General features: G+C 61.3%; 18 protein-coding genes. 11 read left to right on the forward strand and 7 right to left on the reverse strand.

Annotation, left to right across the window (positions count from 1 at the left end; translation table 11 throughout):
- The first annotated feature begins 328 nt into the window (after positions 1-328).
- The 8 genes from AC5RWO_RS01905 (at position 329) to AC5RWO_RS01940 (ending at position 7,598) form a co-directional block, all read left to right on the forward strand.
- The gene (locus AC5RWO_RS01905) at positions 329-2,047 is read left to right on the forward strand and encodes a hypothetical protein (protein WP_498728968.1); all 1,719 of its coding nucleotides are present in this window, start codon (positions 329-331) and stop codon (positions 2,045-2,047) included.
- Entirely contained in the window at positions 2,047-2,805 is a 759-nt protein-coding gene (locus AC5RWO_RS01910) for an IclR family transcriptional regulator (protein ID WP_498728969.1), read from the forward strand. The genes AC5RWO_RS01905 and AC5RWO_RS01910 overlap by 1 nt, the downstream gene beginning before the upstream one ends.
- Positions 2,799-3,485 (forward strand): hypothetical protein, encoded by a 687-nt coding sequence (locus AC5RWO_RS01915; RefSeq protein ID WP_498728971.1) that lies wholly within the window; start codon positions 2,799-2,801, stop codon positions 3,483-3,485. Before AC5RWO_RS01910 ends, AC5RWO_RS01915 begins: the two co-directional genes overlap by 7 nt.
- Before the next feature lie 11 nt (positions 3,486-3,496).
- Positions 3,497-4,459: a dipeptidase gene (locus AC5RWO_RS01920; RefSeq protein WP_498728972.1), complete on the forward strand. Its 963-nt coding sequence runs from the start codon at positions 3,497-3,499 to the stop codon at positions 4,457-4,459.
- Positions 4,456-5,289, forward strand: coding sequence for an ABC transporter ATP-binding protein (locus tag AC5RWO_RS01925; RefSeq protein WP_498728974.1), 834 nt, complete (start codon positions 4,456-4,458; stop codon positions 5,287-5,289). Before AC5RWO_RS01920 ends, AC5RWO_RS01925 begins: the two co-directional genes overlap by 4 nt.
- Positions 5,286-6,137: an ABC transporter permease gene (locus tag AC5RWO_RS01930; protein ID WP_498728976.1), complete on the forward strand. Its 852-nt coding sequence runs from the start codon at positions 5,286-5,288 to the stop codon at positions 6,135-6,137. Before AC5RWO_RS01925 ends, AC5RWO_RS01930 begins: the two co-directional genes overlap by 4 nt.
- 14 nt (positions 6,138-6,151) lie before the next feature.
- Positions 6,152-7,243, forward strand: coding sequence for an ABC transporter substrate-binding protein (locus tag AC5RWO_RS01935; RefSeq protein ID WP_498728977.1), 1,092 nt, complete (start codon positions 6,152-6,154; stop codon positions 7,241-7,243).
- 70 nt (positions 7,244-7,313) lie between these two features.
- Positions 7,314-7,598: a RidA family protein gene (locus AC5RWO_RS01940; protein WP_498729316.1), complete on the forward strand. Its 285-nt coding sequence runs from the start codon at positions 7,314-7,316 to the stop codon at positions 7,596-7,598.
- A gap of 136 nt (positions 7,599-7,734) precedes the next feature.
- On the opposite strand, the gene AC5RWO_RS01945 is transcribed toward AC5RWO_RS01940, so the two are convergent.
- Both AC5RWO_RS01945 and AC5RWO_RS01950 read right to left on the reverse strand, forming a co-directional pair.
- Positions 7,735-8,763 (reverse strand): DUF808 domain-containing protein, encoded by a 1,029-nt coding sequence (locus AC5RWO_RS01945; RefSeq protein WP_498728978.1) that lies wholly within the window; start codon positions 8,761-8,763, stop codon positions 7,735-7,737.
- 160 nt (positions 8,764-8,923) lie between these two features.
- On the reverse strand, positions 8,924-9,583 hold the full coding sequence (locus AC5RWO_RS01950; protein ID WP_498728980.1) for a superoxide dismutase family protein: 660 nt from the start codon (positions 9,581-9,583) through the stop codon (positions 8,924-8,926).
- Between the two features lie 280 nt (positions 9,584-9,863).
- Between AC5RWO_RS01950 and AC5RWO_RS01955 the strand changes: the two genes are divergently transcribed.
- Positions 9,864-10,295, forward strand: a complete 432-nt coding sequence (locus AC5RWO_RS01955) for a YybH family protein (RefSeq protein WP_498728982.1) — start codon at positions 9,864-9,866, stop codon at positions 10,293-10,295.
- Between the two features lie 7 nt (positions 10,296-10,302).
- On the opposite strand, the gene AC5RWO_RS01960 is transcribed toward AC5RWO_RS01955, so the two are convergent.
- The 5 genes from AC5RWO_RS01960 to AC5RWO_RS01980 all read right to left on the reverse strand — a co-directional run bounded on the left by AC5RWO_RS01960 (position 10,303) and on the right by AC5RWO_RS01980 (position 13,229).
- Positions 10,303-10,599 (reverse strand): hypothetical protein, encoded by a 297-nt coding sequence (locus AC5RWO_RS01960; protein ID WP_498728983.1) that lies wholly within the window; start codon positions 10,597-10,599, stop codon positions 10,303-10,305.
- A 130-nt stretch (positions 10,600-10,729) separates the two neighbouring features.
- On the reverse strand, positions 10,730-11,611 hold the full coding sequence (locus AC5RWO_RS01965; protein ID WP_498728985.1) for a serine/threonine-protein kinase: 882 nt from the start codon (positions 11,609-11,611) through the stop codon (positions 10,730-10,732).
- Positions 11,608-11,955, reverse strand: coding sequence for a hypothetical protein (locus AC5RWO_RS01970; protein WP_498728986.1), 348 nt, complete (start codon positions 11,953-11,955; stop codon positions 11,608-11,610). Before AC5RWO_RS01970 ends, AC5RWO_RS01965 begins: the two co-directional genes overlap by 4 nt.
- A gap of 90 nt (positions 11,956-12,045) precedes the next feature.
- Entirely contained in the window at positions 12,046-12,555 is a 510-nt protein-coding gene (locus AC5RWO_RS01975) for a MarR family winged helix-turn-helix transcriptional regulator (RefSeq protein WP_498728987.1), read from the reverse strand.
- A gap of 128 nt (positions 12,556-12,683) precedes the next feature.
- Positions 12,684-13,229 (reverse strand): PepSY domain-containing protein, encoded by a 546-nt coding sequence (locus AC5RWO_RS01980; protein ID WP_498728988.1) that lies wholly within the window; start codon positions 13,227-13,229, stop codon positions 12,684-12,686.
- Between the two features lie 507 nt (positions 13,230-13,736).
- On the opposite strand from AC5RWO_RS01980, the gene AC5RWO_RS01985 reads away from it, so the two are divergent.
- Positions 13,737-14,411, forward strand: a complete 675-nt coding sequence (locus tag AC5RWO_RS01985) for a SipW-dependent-type signal peptide-containing protein (protein WP_498728989.1) — start codon at positions 13,737-13,739, stop codon at positions 14,409-14,411.
- A 4-nt stretch (positions 14,412-14,415) separates the two neighbouring features.
- Positions 14,416-14,982, forward strand: a complete 567-nt coding sequence (locus tag AC5RWO_RS01990; protein ID WP_498728990.1) for a signal peptidase I — start codon at positions 14,416-14,418, stop codon at positions 14,980-14,982.

Genomic DNA, 14,982 nt, shown 5'->3' on the forward strand with positions numbered 1-14,982 from the left:
CGGTAGCGGTTACCACAAGAACGACGCCGGAATCCTGCCCCTCCACATCCCCCCAGCAATGCCGCGCAGCGCGTGCTTTCCAACTGGTAACCGCTGGCTCCGCGGCCTTGCGAGTGACGTGTAACCCACGCCTTTCCGTACCCAATCGAAGCCATGACCCTCCCGCCGGCCTCGACCGGACCTGAGCCTGCCTTGCCAAGAGTTTCCTCACCGACGCTTGTGTGACCGCGAACACAGTGATACATTCTCTGCCGCCTTATAGAGGACACGGTCCTTATATATAGGACAGCATTCCAATCCTCGCCTTTTGCTGACTTCAAGGAGCTTCATGAGCGTCACCATTCCGTCACTCCGGCCGCCTGAACAGGTCATGCATCCGCGCTGGTTGGGTGCCTTGCAACCCAACCGGCTCAGCGCCGCTCGTAGCTTCGTTGCCAAGATGGTGCGGGAGCAGTGGGACATCCGGTTGAAGAGCATTGATGTCGATACGCACGGCAACGGGACACTGCTGTATAACATTGAGACCCCTCAGGGCACGATGTCCTTCGCGGGGTTCACCTCCGAGCCGCAGTCCGTAAACCGGACGTCCAGAATCATCGGTTCCAGCTGGGACATGCTGGGGGCGCTCATGGATGGCGAAGCCGACGAGACCCGCGTTGCGCAGAACCGCCGGGAACTTCCAAAACTCTATGCCGGCCGGGCGCCCAAGGGGACGTTGACGTGGTTCCGCGCCAACCAGAGCGTACGCCTCTTCGAACACGTTCGGGCAAGCTTGGCCGCGGGACGCCAGCCGGATCAAGCGTTGGTCGCGGAGGTCGGCTATTTGATGCGTAACACGGGCTTGGACGGCAACGGGACGTTCGGCACCCGTGACTTCCGCGACTACGGACCTGACCATCCGCTGAGTGCGCCTTACCACGCGCAGATGCTGTCCGCCTATCTGATGCGCGAGCTCTCGATCGACCTGGTCCAGCATCTTGCACGGCTTGACTCGCCGGCCGCGGTGACTCTGTCCCCCGCGATTCGTCGTACGCTCGCGGTCGGCAACGGCTCTGCTCTGGGGCTCGTCCTCCTTGCCTTTAACCGGCCGCGGCTGGTCGGGACCCTGATCGAGCAATACGAGAAGGCCCTTGCTCATGTCCTCGAGCGGGAGATGCTGCCGGAGGATCCGGCTTGGGAACGTCTCGAAAACCTGGTGAACCGCTCAATCCTCTACCGCCAGCAGGATATGGGTCGATACGTCTCCTTGCCCAACGGACCACAAATCTCCGCAGAACTACGGTCCGTCAAACGCTTGATTGAAGCCGCCAAGCACGGAAGCTTTGCCCTACCACTACGTGAACTCGAGGAATCCGTACGGTCCTTCCTCCCCGAGACTCAGGAGACGCTACATGCGATCCTACTCGAACTCGATCCCGACGAGACGGACCGCTACCTGACTACCGAAGCGGTGGATGAGAGTCTTCTGATCGATGGAACGGTTCCGTTGTTCGAACTACGGCAAATCGTGGAGGAAAAGTTCGCCTGGGCGCTGGAGTTGCCCTTGGCCGCGGACGATGAGGCAACGCGTGTCTGGTACAAGTCTCGCGATTCCGAGGAGCCACGGTGCGGACCGGAGGGGGAAGTCCCGGAGGGAACTCACGAGCTCGCCTTCGACGTGCCCCGCGAGATGCGCCGTCTGAGGGAGTCAATCCTCGCATGCCCGGAAGCGGGGACTACAGGGCAGCTACTGGTCAGGGATCCAACGTTGGAGCAGGTAGTGGCGCATGTGCAAAACCTGGCTGACGTTGCCTACGCCATCCCGCGGCTGGACATCAAGGACGATGATCTGGTGCCGGTGTACTTGATCCATCTGCTCAACGGATTCGCATTCGGCCTCGACAAGACAGTCGACCGGTTGGAACGGATCTTGAGAGGTCTGATTTTCGACGGCGCTCCGTTCCGAGACGAGCTCTCAACGGATCAGGCCCAGGACTGGTACTGGGCGCCAATCAACGATGTCTTTGAGCTGCCGGTATCCGACTCCGCCCAATGGAGCGAAATCTAATGGCCGACGAAAGAGGCGGAAACGGCGGGACCAATCTGCTGACCACGGGACTGAAGATCCTGCATGTCGTTGATACCGTGGCGGACTTCAAGGACGGCGTTGGGGTATCGGAACTGGCGAAAGTCCTCGGGTGGTCCCGCAACGTCACCCATCAATACCTAACAACCGGTGTTGCGGCCGACTGGCTGGTCCAGGGAGAGAACCAAAAGTACCACGTGGGCTTCCATGCGGCTGTGGTGGCACGGAACGCTTCCCCCCATGGACGGATCAGGCCGTTGCTACTCGCGGAGATGAGCGAGATGGTGGAGCTCGTTAACGCCCCGGTGTCGTACGCGGTCCTGGACAAGGGCCGCCCCATAATTGTCGACCGGGTAGAGCCGGACCGAGCCATTCAGGTCCGTGGCGGTTTGGAGTCGCGCGTCTCGCTACGGACTTCCGCCTCCGGTCAGGTCTTCCTTGCCCATACGCCCGAACTCATCCCCGCGGGGGCATTGGACGTGGCCGACGAAGAGGTCCAGCAAGCAATCCGCCGGGTCCATGAACGCGGTGCCTCAAAGGTGCGATCACGCTGGCGCGGCGACGAGATCATCGCCGTGGCCGCACCCGTTTTCCTCAGGGGACAGTGCGTCGGTGCCCTCAGCGTGATCATGCCGGCTGCCAGGACTGACGACGACAAAGTGGAAGCCGTTCTCATCGACCGGGCGGCCTCGGTTAACCAACAGCTATTGGAACAACAGAACGGAATGAGGGAATGGTGAATTCATTACAGGGATCCAGCAGCGAGCCCGCCCCAGTCAATCTGGACGAGGTTGATGACGAGCCTCTACTGCTCAAACGCCGGGAACTGGCGCTCATCAGCGAGCGAATCTTCCAGCACTGCGGCGTCCCTGCCGGAGCTTGGGCCGCCGCCCGCAACAACTTCCTCGACACAGTGTCGCAACTGGGTCCGGAAGCGCTGGTCGGTTTGGCCGAGGTCGCCGATGCCGAAGCACCAGTTCACCCGGACGGATTCGGCGTAAACGTGTCAGCCAAGGGCCACCGGATCGACGCCCGCCAACAACATTCACTTGTCGTTGGGGCCATCGTTGGCAATGCCCTCGAAGGCCATCTTGCGACGTCGGACGACGTGACCGTTTCTGTCATCAACGTAGACAGCCCCCGTTACTTGGCCGGTGTCGCACATCGTCTCGCACGGCGTGGCATTCAGGTGGAAATCGTCTACGGGGACGCCGCTTCCACCCTGCGCGCCCGTGGACGAATTCAGGGCGACCAACCCTCCAATCACACAGATCTTATCGACGGCGTCGTGGCCGATCCCCGGCTCTGGTGGAGAATCTACAACGCCTCAACGCTGGCCCTTAGCAAGGTCACGGAGATTTCCCGGTTCCACACAGGAAATACCGCGGCACCGCCCAGTCGCCGGCTGGCGATCAAGTAAGGAGTAAAGATATGTATTTGGACAGTCTGATCTGTTCACGACTCGACCGCCAGGGGCTGCAGGACCTCGTGGACGGCGGTGTCCGCGCTGCCACGGTTACCTGCGGCTTCTGGGAGGACGCCACTGAATCAATGGACTCCTTGGTTCGATGGCAACGGCTCATCACCGACAACAGTGATCTCGCAGGAATCGGAACCTCCCCTGGAGAAATCGACAGGATCTCCGCCGAGGGACGCGTAGCCGTAATTCTAGGATTCCAGAACAGTGCCTTCCTGCAGGGCCGGCTGGGCTACGTCGACCTTTTCCACCAGATGGGGGCACGAGTCGCCCAATTAACCTACAACATTCAAAACGACGTCGGAGGGAGCTGCTATGACCCCGAGGATGCAGGGCTGACCCGGTTCGGCGAGGAGGTCGTCGCAGAGATGAACCGGGTGGGCATGGTCATCGACCTCTCCCACGTGGGCAACCGTACCTCGCTCGAGACAGTCCAGCTATCCGAAAAACCCGTGGCCATCACCCACGCCAACTGCTCGGATCTGGTCGATCATCCCCGTAACAAGCCGGCGACGCTGCTCAAAGAAGTGGCCGAACGCGGGGGCATGGTCGGCTTGACCGTCTACCACAACATCACCCGGGGCTACAGCGCCTCACCGGACGATTGGGCAGGCATGGTTGCCAAGACAGCGGAGTTGATTGGGACGGAGCACATCGGCATCGGCACGGACGATAACCAGGGCGGCGACGCCGGATACCTCGCCTGGATGCGCAACGGCCGTTGGAGCCACCGGGCGCAGCCGGGCGCGAGCGTCGGTGCAAGTAGCGAATCCGTGCAGAAGACTGATTGGTACCGCAGTCCCGCCGACTTTGAAGTATTCGGGCCGGCATTGCGACGTGCTGGATTCAGCGAAGAAGAAACCAGCGGCATCCTCTGGGACAACTGGATGCGCTTCTATAAGGAGGTCATGGTATGACGACGACAATCCAGCCGCCAGCCGTAGCGACGGCGACGAGCGTTTCGATTCAGAACGTCACGAAGTGCTATCACCGCGCAGGGAAAACTATCCATGCCTTGGCCGAAACGTCCCTGGACTTCGAACCGGGAAAATTCATCTCCCTGATCGGCCCCAGCGGCTGCGGCAAATCGACGTTGCTTAAAATCATGGCTGGGCTTGAGTCAGCAACGAGCGGTCGTGTCCTGGTCGACGGGGAGCCGCTGACCGGGCCTCACGACGGAGTTAGCGTCGCCTTCCAGAAGCCGACGCTGCTGCCTTGGCGCACCGTCATGGAAAACTTGTTGCTGCCGTTGCAGCTGAAGGGATCAAAGATCGACTCTTCAGTCCACGACCATGCCAGGCAGTTGCTCAAAGTCATGGGTTTGGAGGACTTTTCCGGGCACTATCCGCGTGAGCTGTCCGGTGGCATGGAGCAGCGTGCAGCGATAGCCCGCTCGCTGATCTCCAGGCCGAGGCTGCTGCTAATGGACGAGCCGTTCGGTGCCCTCGATGAGTTCACCAGAGAAGATCTCAACGACGAACTGCTATCGCTGTGGTCCAACGAGCCAAAGACCCTCATCTTCGTTACCCACAGCATTTCCGAAGCGGTATTCCTCTCCGACCACATCGTCGTTATGAAAGCCCGGCCAGGAGAAATCCACGACATCATCGACGTGCCTCTCCAGCGCCCCCGCTACCGGGACATCCGCAACAGCGCGGAGTTCTACGAAATCATCCGTACGGTACGCCTGAGCCTCGAAGAGGCCAAATCCTGCCGTGTTCCCAGCGAGAATGGAAAAAAGCCATGACAGTGATCGAAGAGCGGCCGCCGATTGGCCATCAGGGCTCGCAGAGTCCTGCGACCCATGAGCAGACACCCTCGCCCTTAACGCAAAGACTGCAATCGACCAGTGTACGCGGCGGCATCATCGCCTTCGTGATGCTTGTCGGTGGCTACGTGCTCTGGCGGGCGGCATCAGATAAGGGATGGATATCCCCACTGATCCTTGCCCACCCCGACGACGTCGGCAAGGCTCTCGGAGACATGTTCGCGACCGGTGCCGTGTGGAGCAACCTTGGTGCCACAGCCTATGTCACGCTGATCGGCTTCCTGGCAGCAACGGTGGCAGCTTTGCTCGTGAGCTTCATCTTCGTCTTCTCCGAGTCACTCCAGAAGGCCGTCTACCCATTCCTCGTCATCATCCAGACCTTTCCCAAGGTCGCTATAGCGCCAATGATCATTGCCGCTTTCGGGTACGGTCTTTCACCGAAAGTCATCCTCGCGGCCCTTATGGCGTTCTTTCCTGTCTTGGTCAACGCCATGGTGGGCTTGACCAACATCAACCAGGACCAGTTGAATCTGTTCCGCTCCCTGCGTGCAAGCCGCTGGCAGATCTTAGTGAAGCTGCGGATACCCAACGCAATCACGTACATCCTGCCGGCGCTGAACACCGCATTGGTTCTCGCGCTCATCGGCACGATCGTTGCCGAGTTCGTCTCGGCACGGCAGGGCCTCGGATTCGCCATTCAGTCGGCGACCCAAACCGGCTCGGTAGCCACAACGTTTGCGCTACTGATCGTCCTCGGCGTCTTTGGTGCGCTGATATGGGTAGTCATGGCCATCCTCAACCGTCTCCTTAAGAACTACAAACAATGACAAAGGGACTCAAAATGAAATACAAGGCAGGAGCCGCCCTCGTCGCGGCAGCATTGACCGCTGGACTGGCCGGATGCGCGGACAATTCCGCCCAGGCTGATGGTCTGACCAAAATCACCTTTGCAGTCGCTGATCAGTCGCTGAGCCCTACCTCGGCCAGCTACGCCACGGTTCCGGCCACAATGGGCTACTTCGAGGAAGAGGGACTGCATGTCGACATGCAGCCGGTGGAGACGGCTCTCTCGGCAATCCAGTCGGTCGCCTCGGGCAACACCTTCTGCACGTACGCGTCCACCTTCAACGCACTTCAAACCGTCAAAGACGATCCCACGCTGGTGGTCGTTGGGACGACCACCGGCAACATCTTCCGGGTCATTGCGCCGGCCTCCCTCGGTATAACAGAATCCAAGGACTTGGCTGGCAAGACTATCGGTGTCTCTTCGCTGACATCGATCGCCACTGACGTGGCCAGCATCGGGATGCGCCATGACGGCGTTGAGCCCGAGGCAGATCAGTTCCTCGCCGTCGGCTATGGTGCCCAAACCGCGCAGGCTTTCAAGAATGGGGATATCCAAGCCTACTCAGGATTCGATGGACCCAACCTCGTCATCGAATCCCTGCTGGGTGAGGATGTCGTCGACGTGGCCTCCGAAACCGATTCGCTGACCGGGACATCGTCCCTGGTATGCCGCAAGGACGATGTGGAGAACAGGTCGGAGATGGTGGCTGGACTTTGGCGGGCATTTTTCAAGGCAGCCGTATTCTCACGGGAGAATCCGAAGGCCGCAGTGCAGATGCACTGGGAAAAGTTTCCGGCTAGCAAGCCAACCGAGGGAGACATGGAAGCAAATCTGGAGACTGCCGCGAGCCAGCTCCAGTTACGCATGGAAACGACCGGTCAGATCGGCTCCGCTGGCAACTACGGGCAACAGACCGACGCCGATATGGAGCGCCTGATCCAGGAAGGCGTCAACGGGGGCATTCTTGACGGCACGGTCGCCGACTATCCGTTGGATAAGGTCTTCGACTACTCGGTCGTCCCTGAATACAACGACTTCGACGAGGAAGCCGTGGTCAAGCAGGCCAAGGACTGGGTACAGAAGTGACCACAGTGGTAACGAGTCCGAGCGCGCCGCTGTATGCGAGAGTTGGCAATCTGGTCTTCGCCGGAGCCCCCTGCCACGCCGGCCAGATGGAACCGTACCCGAAGACTTCGCAGCGCAGGTCAGACTTGTCCTCGCAAAGCTGGGCCGCACCCTGAACGAGGCAGGGTCAGGACTGGATCGGCTTGTGAAAGTTAGTGTCTACATGGCCGATATTGACAGGCTGCCCGAATTCAACGCGATTTACTATGAGATCCTCAAGGGACTACCGATACCGCCACGGACCGCAGTGGCGGTAGTCCGGTTCCGGGACATCTCAATGCTTGAGGTCGAAGCCATCGCCCGGGCAAAAGCTTGAGGTGGCGGAGGCCGGGACCACCGTCGGTCCCCGCCTCCGCTTCAGCGGCGCAATGGTGCAGCGAGCAGGAATCCTGGCTCGATCAGTCCCCCAAACAAGGCCCGGCAGGATTCCGGCCGGGCCTTGTTCCCGCGTGTTACTTGCCGCCGTCTCCTGCGGCGTCGCGTTCCGGCGGCCGGTAGCCGGCTACAGCGGCGCGGATGTCGCCCTCTTCGTGCCCGCCCTTCTTCTTGCCGAACGGCAGCAACTTCACCAGCGGGTGCACGATGGCCATGACCACGAGGCCCCATGCGAGTCCGAGCACAGCTGAGCACAGGGTGTTCACAAGCCAGGCCAGGAAGCCGCCAACCGCCGGGATCCCGGCGAACGGGTGCTCGAGGACGTGGACCAGGTCATACGGGGCGTGCCAGCCGAGGTCGTACGCACCCTGGAGCATGATGTGCCCGCCGACCCAAAGCATGGCGATCGTGCCGATGAAGGTGATCGCGGCCAGCACCGTCGGCATGCCCTTTACGAGCAGGCTGCCAAAGCGTTTCGCGCCGGCCGAGTTCTTGGTGGTCATGTGCAGGCCGATGTCGTCCATCTTGACGATGAGCCCGACGGCGCCGTACACGATTACCGTGATCGCGATCGCCACGAAGACCAGGATGAACGCCCGGACCCACAGGGACTCGTCGGCCACCTCGTTCATCGAGATGACCATGATCTCGCAGGACAGGATGAAGTCGGTGGTGATCGCACCCTTGGTGACCTTGGCTTCCGCCTCCGGGCCCTGTTCGACCGCCGGCGCGTGCTCGGCCTCGTGGTGGCCGCGGACCTTGTGCCAGACCTTCTCGGCACCCTCGTAGCAGAGGTAGGTGCCGCCCAGCATAAGGATGAACGGGATGATCACCGGGATGAAGGCGCTGATGAGCAGCAGTGCCGGCAGGATGATCAGCAGCTTGTTCCGGAGCGAGCCCCAGAAAATCCGCTTGATCATCGGCAGTTCGCGGGACGGGTCTGCGCCGGACACGTACTGCGGAGTGACCGCCGCGTCGTCAATCACCACGCCGGCGGCCTTGGTCCCGGCCCTGGCGGCACCGGCGGCGACATCGTCCACCGAGGCGGCCGCTATGCGGGCCAGGGCTGCGACGTCGTCCAGCAGGGCGACGAGGCCGCCGCTCACAGCTCGCCCCCGCACTGCACGACGGCGGACTGCTGGGCGAGGGGGACACAGTTGAGACACCTGATCAGCATGCTTTGAGTATATGACGACGGCGAAGCCCGCTGGCCGGATCCTCCGTATTCCTGCCGTTGGAGGTCCGGGTTACATTCGTGCTGGCGAGCTAGCGGATGGTGATACAGGCGAGGCGGTCTCCGGCCTCGCCTGCTTCACCTTCTTGCATGCCGGTATGCGTGGCGTGGATAACAACAGACCGGCCTTCGCCCTCGCGGAACTGCCAGCCGACGGTGCTTTCGACTTCGGCGTTACCTTCGGCATCGGTGATGAAGTCCAGCCATACTTCGTTCTTTGGGTTGGCGTAGACCGGATCCGTCGACGCTACGACGTCCTCCTGACCCTGTGTCGCAGGATCCTGCTGATCCTGGTAGTGCAGGCCGGCATCATCCGGATCGGAACCGCACGCCGCGACGTGGACATGCGAGCCGAACTCCGATTCGGGTTCGAGCCCCTTCACCGACAGGGTCACGGTCGTTTTGGCACCGTCCTCGTTGACCGTAACATCGGCGGAACTGCCGTCGGGTACACGCTTGTCATAAGTCACGGCGGTGGCACCCTCGGCATACGGTGCAAATTCGCCAGAACCTAGCTCGCCCGTAGGTTCCGGTACTTGGCTTTCGGTGGCTGGCGTTGGGTTCCCCGTCTCCTCTTCCGTCGGTCCGGGCGCCGGTTCATCCCCGGCGCCTTCCGGAGCGCCGACGCACGCGGTCAGGCTAAGAACCAGGGCGGCGAGGGTTGTCGGAACGATAGTGTGTAAGGGTTTCACGATGCAATCCTCCGTGCCGTGGAGTGGACTGATGTAGCTTGGATGAGCTCAAGCGAAGGTTCGTTTTTTCAGGGTGGCACGACCGGTACCGAAGTACCAGAGAGAACAGCGTTTTCGCACCCTCCAATAATGAATTCGAGCTGCCCGGTGACGCCCCGCTTCATTCGCGTTGAGGACGCGGCCCTCGAATGGTGGACACAACTTGTACACGGTGCCAATATGTATGCACGCTTCAGCCGGCTCATGTGAATTCCGATTGAAGCCGGAGGCTGGAGGAGAAATGACTGGATCTGCTTTCGATGCAGCTGTGGAGCAGTACCACCAAGCTGTGAATGCGATCGTCCAGGGAGATGCGTCCCCTCAGAAGCAGGTGTGGTCAAGACAGAGCGACGTCACGCTGGCGAACCCCTTCGGCCCGCCCATTCGAGGATGGAGCGCAGTCGAAAAGGTGATCAGTCGCGCAGCTTCCCACCTCAGGGGCGGTGAACCCAACCGCTTCGAGCGGATCTCCGGGCATGTCGGGACGGACATGGCCTACATCGTCGAAATCGAACGGACCCGTGTGAAGGTAGGCCAGACGAATGAGCTGTCGCCCGTATCCCTTCGGGTGACAACGATATTCCGGCTAGAGGAAAGCCAGTGGAAGGTTGTTCACCGGCATGCAGATCCGATAACTTCTCCACAGCCAGTTGAGTCCATCATTGAAAAGTAGCGGTAGATCACCACGCCACGGTCGTATTCTCAACAACCTCGACAATTCTGGTTTCAGGCGTTCCTACCAGCGCCGGGGCAGCTGAGCCTGACTTCCAGACCTCTTCCTCAAGCCTGGCCAGAAACATGACTGCCCCTTCCTGAGTATCGAAGTCCAGCTCAATCAGGACGGAATCATCTCCCACGGGTCGATAAATCCGGAAGGAACGAACGCCGGATCCGGCACGGTCGAGCGGGTCGCTGTCGAAAACCTGTCGCCATATCGAAAAGTCCCGCACCTGATGCTCTATCTGCAGGGAATACATGGGATTAGTCCCTTCTCCTCGGTCTTGCTGCCCATCATAGGCCTCGAGGGTGCCTAGTAATCCCTATTCTCCGCCGTCCTATTAGCTCAAACCAGACTTGACCGCGTCGTTCCGCCCAGTACCGGAGACGTCAGCGGTTGATCCGGTGGAGCATTCGGAGTGCTTGACGGGCGGTAGGCCTCTCTGCTGGCTGCAGGTCCGTCATGGCTCGCAGCAGCACTGTCCATCGGCGGCCGAGGGTGTACGGCATGCGCGGTTTGTTGAGTGCGCGGGCGACCATCGTCTCCATGGGAGTTCCCGGGAAGGGTTTTACTCCTGTGAGGCACTCGAGCGCGACCAGACCCAAAGCATATATATCGCTTGCTTCGGTAGCTGGAGCGCCGTGGACCTCTTCAGGACTCATGTAGTGGGCGGTGCCGGAGAGGGAAGCCAGCGGTGCATACCGCCGGCTGGTGGCGATGCCGAAGTCGGTGAGTTTGGCAAGGGCGCCGCTGCGCTCGTTCCCGAGCGATGGGATGAGGATGTTTGCCGGCTTTATGTCGTTGTGGACAATACCCTTGCGGTGAACATACGAAAGCGCGTGCAGAATGGCAGCCATCCACGCCGCTGTCACAGCAGGATCTGCGGGACCCTCTTGCAGCACGTGCCGAAGGTTCCGGCCCTCCACGTACTCCATAACCATGAATGCCGGTCCGGTGGTTCCGCCAGCCGCAGGCATTGGGCCGTAGTCGGTCATAGGCACGATGGCCCAGTGGTTCAGCCGCCGGTGGATACTGACTTCCCGATGGAACCGCTCGCCCGAGTGCACGGCGTCGGTTCGGAAAATCTTGACGGCCACGGTGCGTCCCGTGTGCGTGTCCAGGGCCTTGCGGACCGCGGCTTCAGAGCCATAGCCCAAGAGCGGTCCCAACCGGTAGCGCCGACCGGCTAGATAGGAGTCTTCCCACGCCGGCCCATCGGCTGTCGGCTTGAGCGCCTCCTCACGGTCGGCCGTGATGACCGGCGGGGTCACTTCAGCACATCTTCAAGCTCGGATTCCGTCATGTCGGATGCCAGGCACAGCGCGGACCTAGCCGCTCCGGCGGCGGCAGCGTTCCGGATCGCTTCAACGAGCGTCAACTGCGCCGCATCGAGTTCCCACTGCAAGCTTTCCTGCCTGGCTGCGGCCAGTCGAACCATGCCCAGTGCATCAGCCGCTCGGCTCGAGCTCGGCGCACCACAATGCACAGGGGGCGAGAGCACAGCCGCCGCGTCGCTCATCCAAGGAAACGTGTCGTCTCGCTGCAAAGAAAACGCGCCGCCCGGTAGGGCGCTTTTCCATCCGGTTGCGTCGGGGGCATCAACCACTTGCGTCACAGCACACTCCTCAGACTACTGATAATTCGGATAAAAAGTATCTCGTCTGACTAGTTATATGACGGTTTAGCGGTTAAGTCCACATAGCGCTCAATCTTGGCTGGCGGGATCGATGGCGTCCACCGTGCCGCGCATGCGCTGCAGGAAGTCCGCAACGGTTTTGGTGTCTTCCGGTGAAAGTGATGAGGCGATCTCCGCCATCCGCCGGTGCGTGAGGTCCATCAGCCCCCGCACTTCCTGGCTGGAACCCGGCGCCGGGCGCAGCAGCAGCGCCCTCCGGTCCGAGGGATGCGGCTCTCGGCTGACGTGCCCGCTCTTGACGAGCCGATCAATTAGCGCAGTCATGGACGCAGAAGTAACGCCGAGTTTTTGCCCCAGCTCCTTCGGTCCTATCGGCCTGTTCGCCGCATCGGCTTCAATCACATACCGCAGGGCAAGCAGGTCTGTTTCCCCCAAATTCATGGACCCGCGCATGCGGCGCCTCATCGCGATTTCAGACGCCCCATAATCGCTTAAGGCATCCAACAGGCCCGAACCCGCTGGCCGCTGCTCCACTTCGTCTGCTTTTCCCAGGCCGTCTTGGGCCGCTTCGTCTTGCATAAAGCTGATCCTTCGATGGACATATATCTTGCTTGTCTAGCTATCGAATATAGCGTCGCAGCAAAGGCATGTCCACGTCCGACACCAGCTGCCATGCCTGGTGTCGCCACACCTAACAAGATCATCTCCTAGCGGATCTGCTCCCCGCTGACGGCATCAATGACCACTTCAGTGAGGCCGCCACCCTCAGCCCGGATTTCCACTTCCCACACCGGCTTGTCGCCCTCGTCCTCCAACGACGCTTCCTCGAGGTCGCCGACGGCGGCCTGTTGCGCGGTCTCGATCGCCTCAATTAGAGATACAGTCGCCGATTCGACAGCGAGCCGGTCTTCCTCGTCGGCCGGGCCCTTGTCCCGTTGATCCAGTACTTCGCTGCCGTCAGCCAGGACCAGGACCTCATGCTCGGTGCCACCACTGACGAGCTCTACTTCCCAGCCCTGCCGGTCTGTGCTGTAATCAACGTCCACTGCGGCGCTGCCCGGCACGGCTGCTACCGCAGTTTCGACGGCGGCACGACCGTTGGAATCTCCGGTTGGCGGTGTGCCGGTCGCTCCCCCGACCCCGGGACTCGTCTGCCCGGCGGTCGCTCCCCCGGCCCCCGGACTCGTCTGGCCGGGAGACGCCGCGCCCGGCGAAGTAGCCCCAGGGATCGGACTGGTCGTCTCCGGCGTCACCTGTGTTTGCGTGCCTTCGCCGGTGGTCGCAGGCCCATCTTCCGCGCCATCACACCCTGTCGCGACCAAAACCACGCCGGCAGCAACCGAAAACAAAGGAAGTAGTCTTATCTTTTTCATGGTTTCATTGTCCGTTGGATCGCTCCCGTCGTCGAGGGGCGAGATCCAACGCTTCATCTTCGGTGCCGATGCGGCATTTCCCTCGCCCCACGAGCAGAGGAAACGTCGCCGCAACGTATGAAACTTGCGACTTCCTACCCCTAAATAGCTGAATCCGGGCACCTTGGAATTCCTTGGAAACGCTCCTTCTTTGGAAGAATTCATATCAACATCGGATGCAGAAGTCCCGGAACTAGGATATTAATCGATTAACTTGTTTAACCGGGGGGAACTTCGACTCGGGCGGTTTACATCCAAAACCCGCTCCCGCTGCCTCGTTGTCCGGGAAACAAGTGAGCAGTATCTTGTGCGCCGGACGCGCCGGTGCTCGTAGTTGGGGAGAATATTATGGGGAATATTGTTAATGGTTCCAGGCGGAAGAAAGCTACTGCTTTCGCGGCCGCAGGCGTGGTACTGGTTGCTGGGGCAACCGTCACCTCGCTGGCAGCCTGGACCGATACGGAATGGATTTTCGGCGGCGCCAACGGCACACCGGCCGTCGGTACGAGCAGCTTTGAAGTCGAGCAGAACGTCACGGCCGACACATCCGATCCCGCGCTCTGGGTAAACGAAGAAAACGCCCCGGGTGGCCAGATCGATTTCAGCACCAAGGCCTCAGCTCTCACTCCCGGCGACACGGTCTATGCTTTCGTCCGCTTGAGGACGGAAGCCAAATCAGATGCCGGTGAACTGACGCTGAATCCCGCCATACCAGGCAAAGGATCCTCCGAGCCGCTCTTCGCCGCTTTGACCTACCAAGCGGCCGTGGTTCCTGATTCCGCTGCCTGCGATGAGACAGGGCTCGCCGCAGCGACGGAAGGCCTTGTAGCGGCAGGTTCAAGCTTGGCCACGGGTTCAGGCACGACGACCTTCGAGCTCGCCGCCGACGGCGCGGGCCTCGGCGCTGCAGGCGAAAAGACCGTCTGCTTCGCCCTGACCTTGCCAAAAACCCACGCTTCGGGAGAGGCACTCCAGGGCCTGAGCGCCACTCCGGTCTGGAACTTCACCGCCGAATCCCTATAAGGCCATGGCCGCTGACAGCGCCCGCGATACCCGCCGGCGCACCCGAAGCGCGGGCAGGCCCTACCGCTGGACCACGCTGATCTATGCCCTGGCCATGACCGCCATCGCGGTGGCCATTGGCGTCGTCGTCGTCGGTCCGGCAGTGGGTCTGCACACCGTGCGCCTGGCTACCGGTTCCATGTCGCCGGGCCTGCCCGCCGGATCGCTGCTCGTGGTGCGTGACACCGCGGCAGCGGCGGTGCAGCCTGGTGACGTGGTCATGGTCCAGCGCCCGGACCATCGCCCGGTCACGCACCGCGTGGTCGCCGTCCGTCCGCCCACGGAAGTGACGGACGGCAGGGTCGCCCTGACCCTGCGCGGGGACGCCAATGCCACGGACGATCCGCAGCCGTACCTGGTGGACCGTGTCGGCCGGATGGTCTTCGGTATCCCGTGGGGCGGGCAAATGGTCCAGTTCGTCCGGTCCCCGGTGGGCATGGGCGTGCTGACGATGCTGCTCAGCTCCTTGGTGCTGTGGGTGCTCTGGCCAGCCGGTAGGCAGACCGATATCCAGCGGAGCGGAGCCAGCTGA

This window comes from Arthrobacter sp. B055-34, from assembly GCF_059090425.1.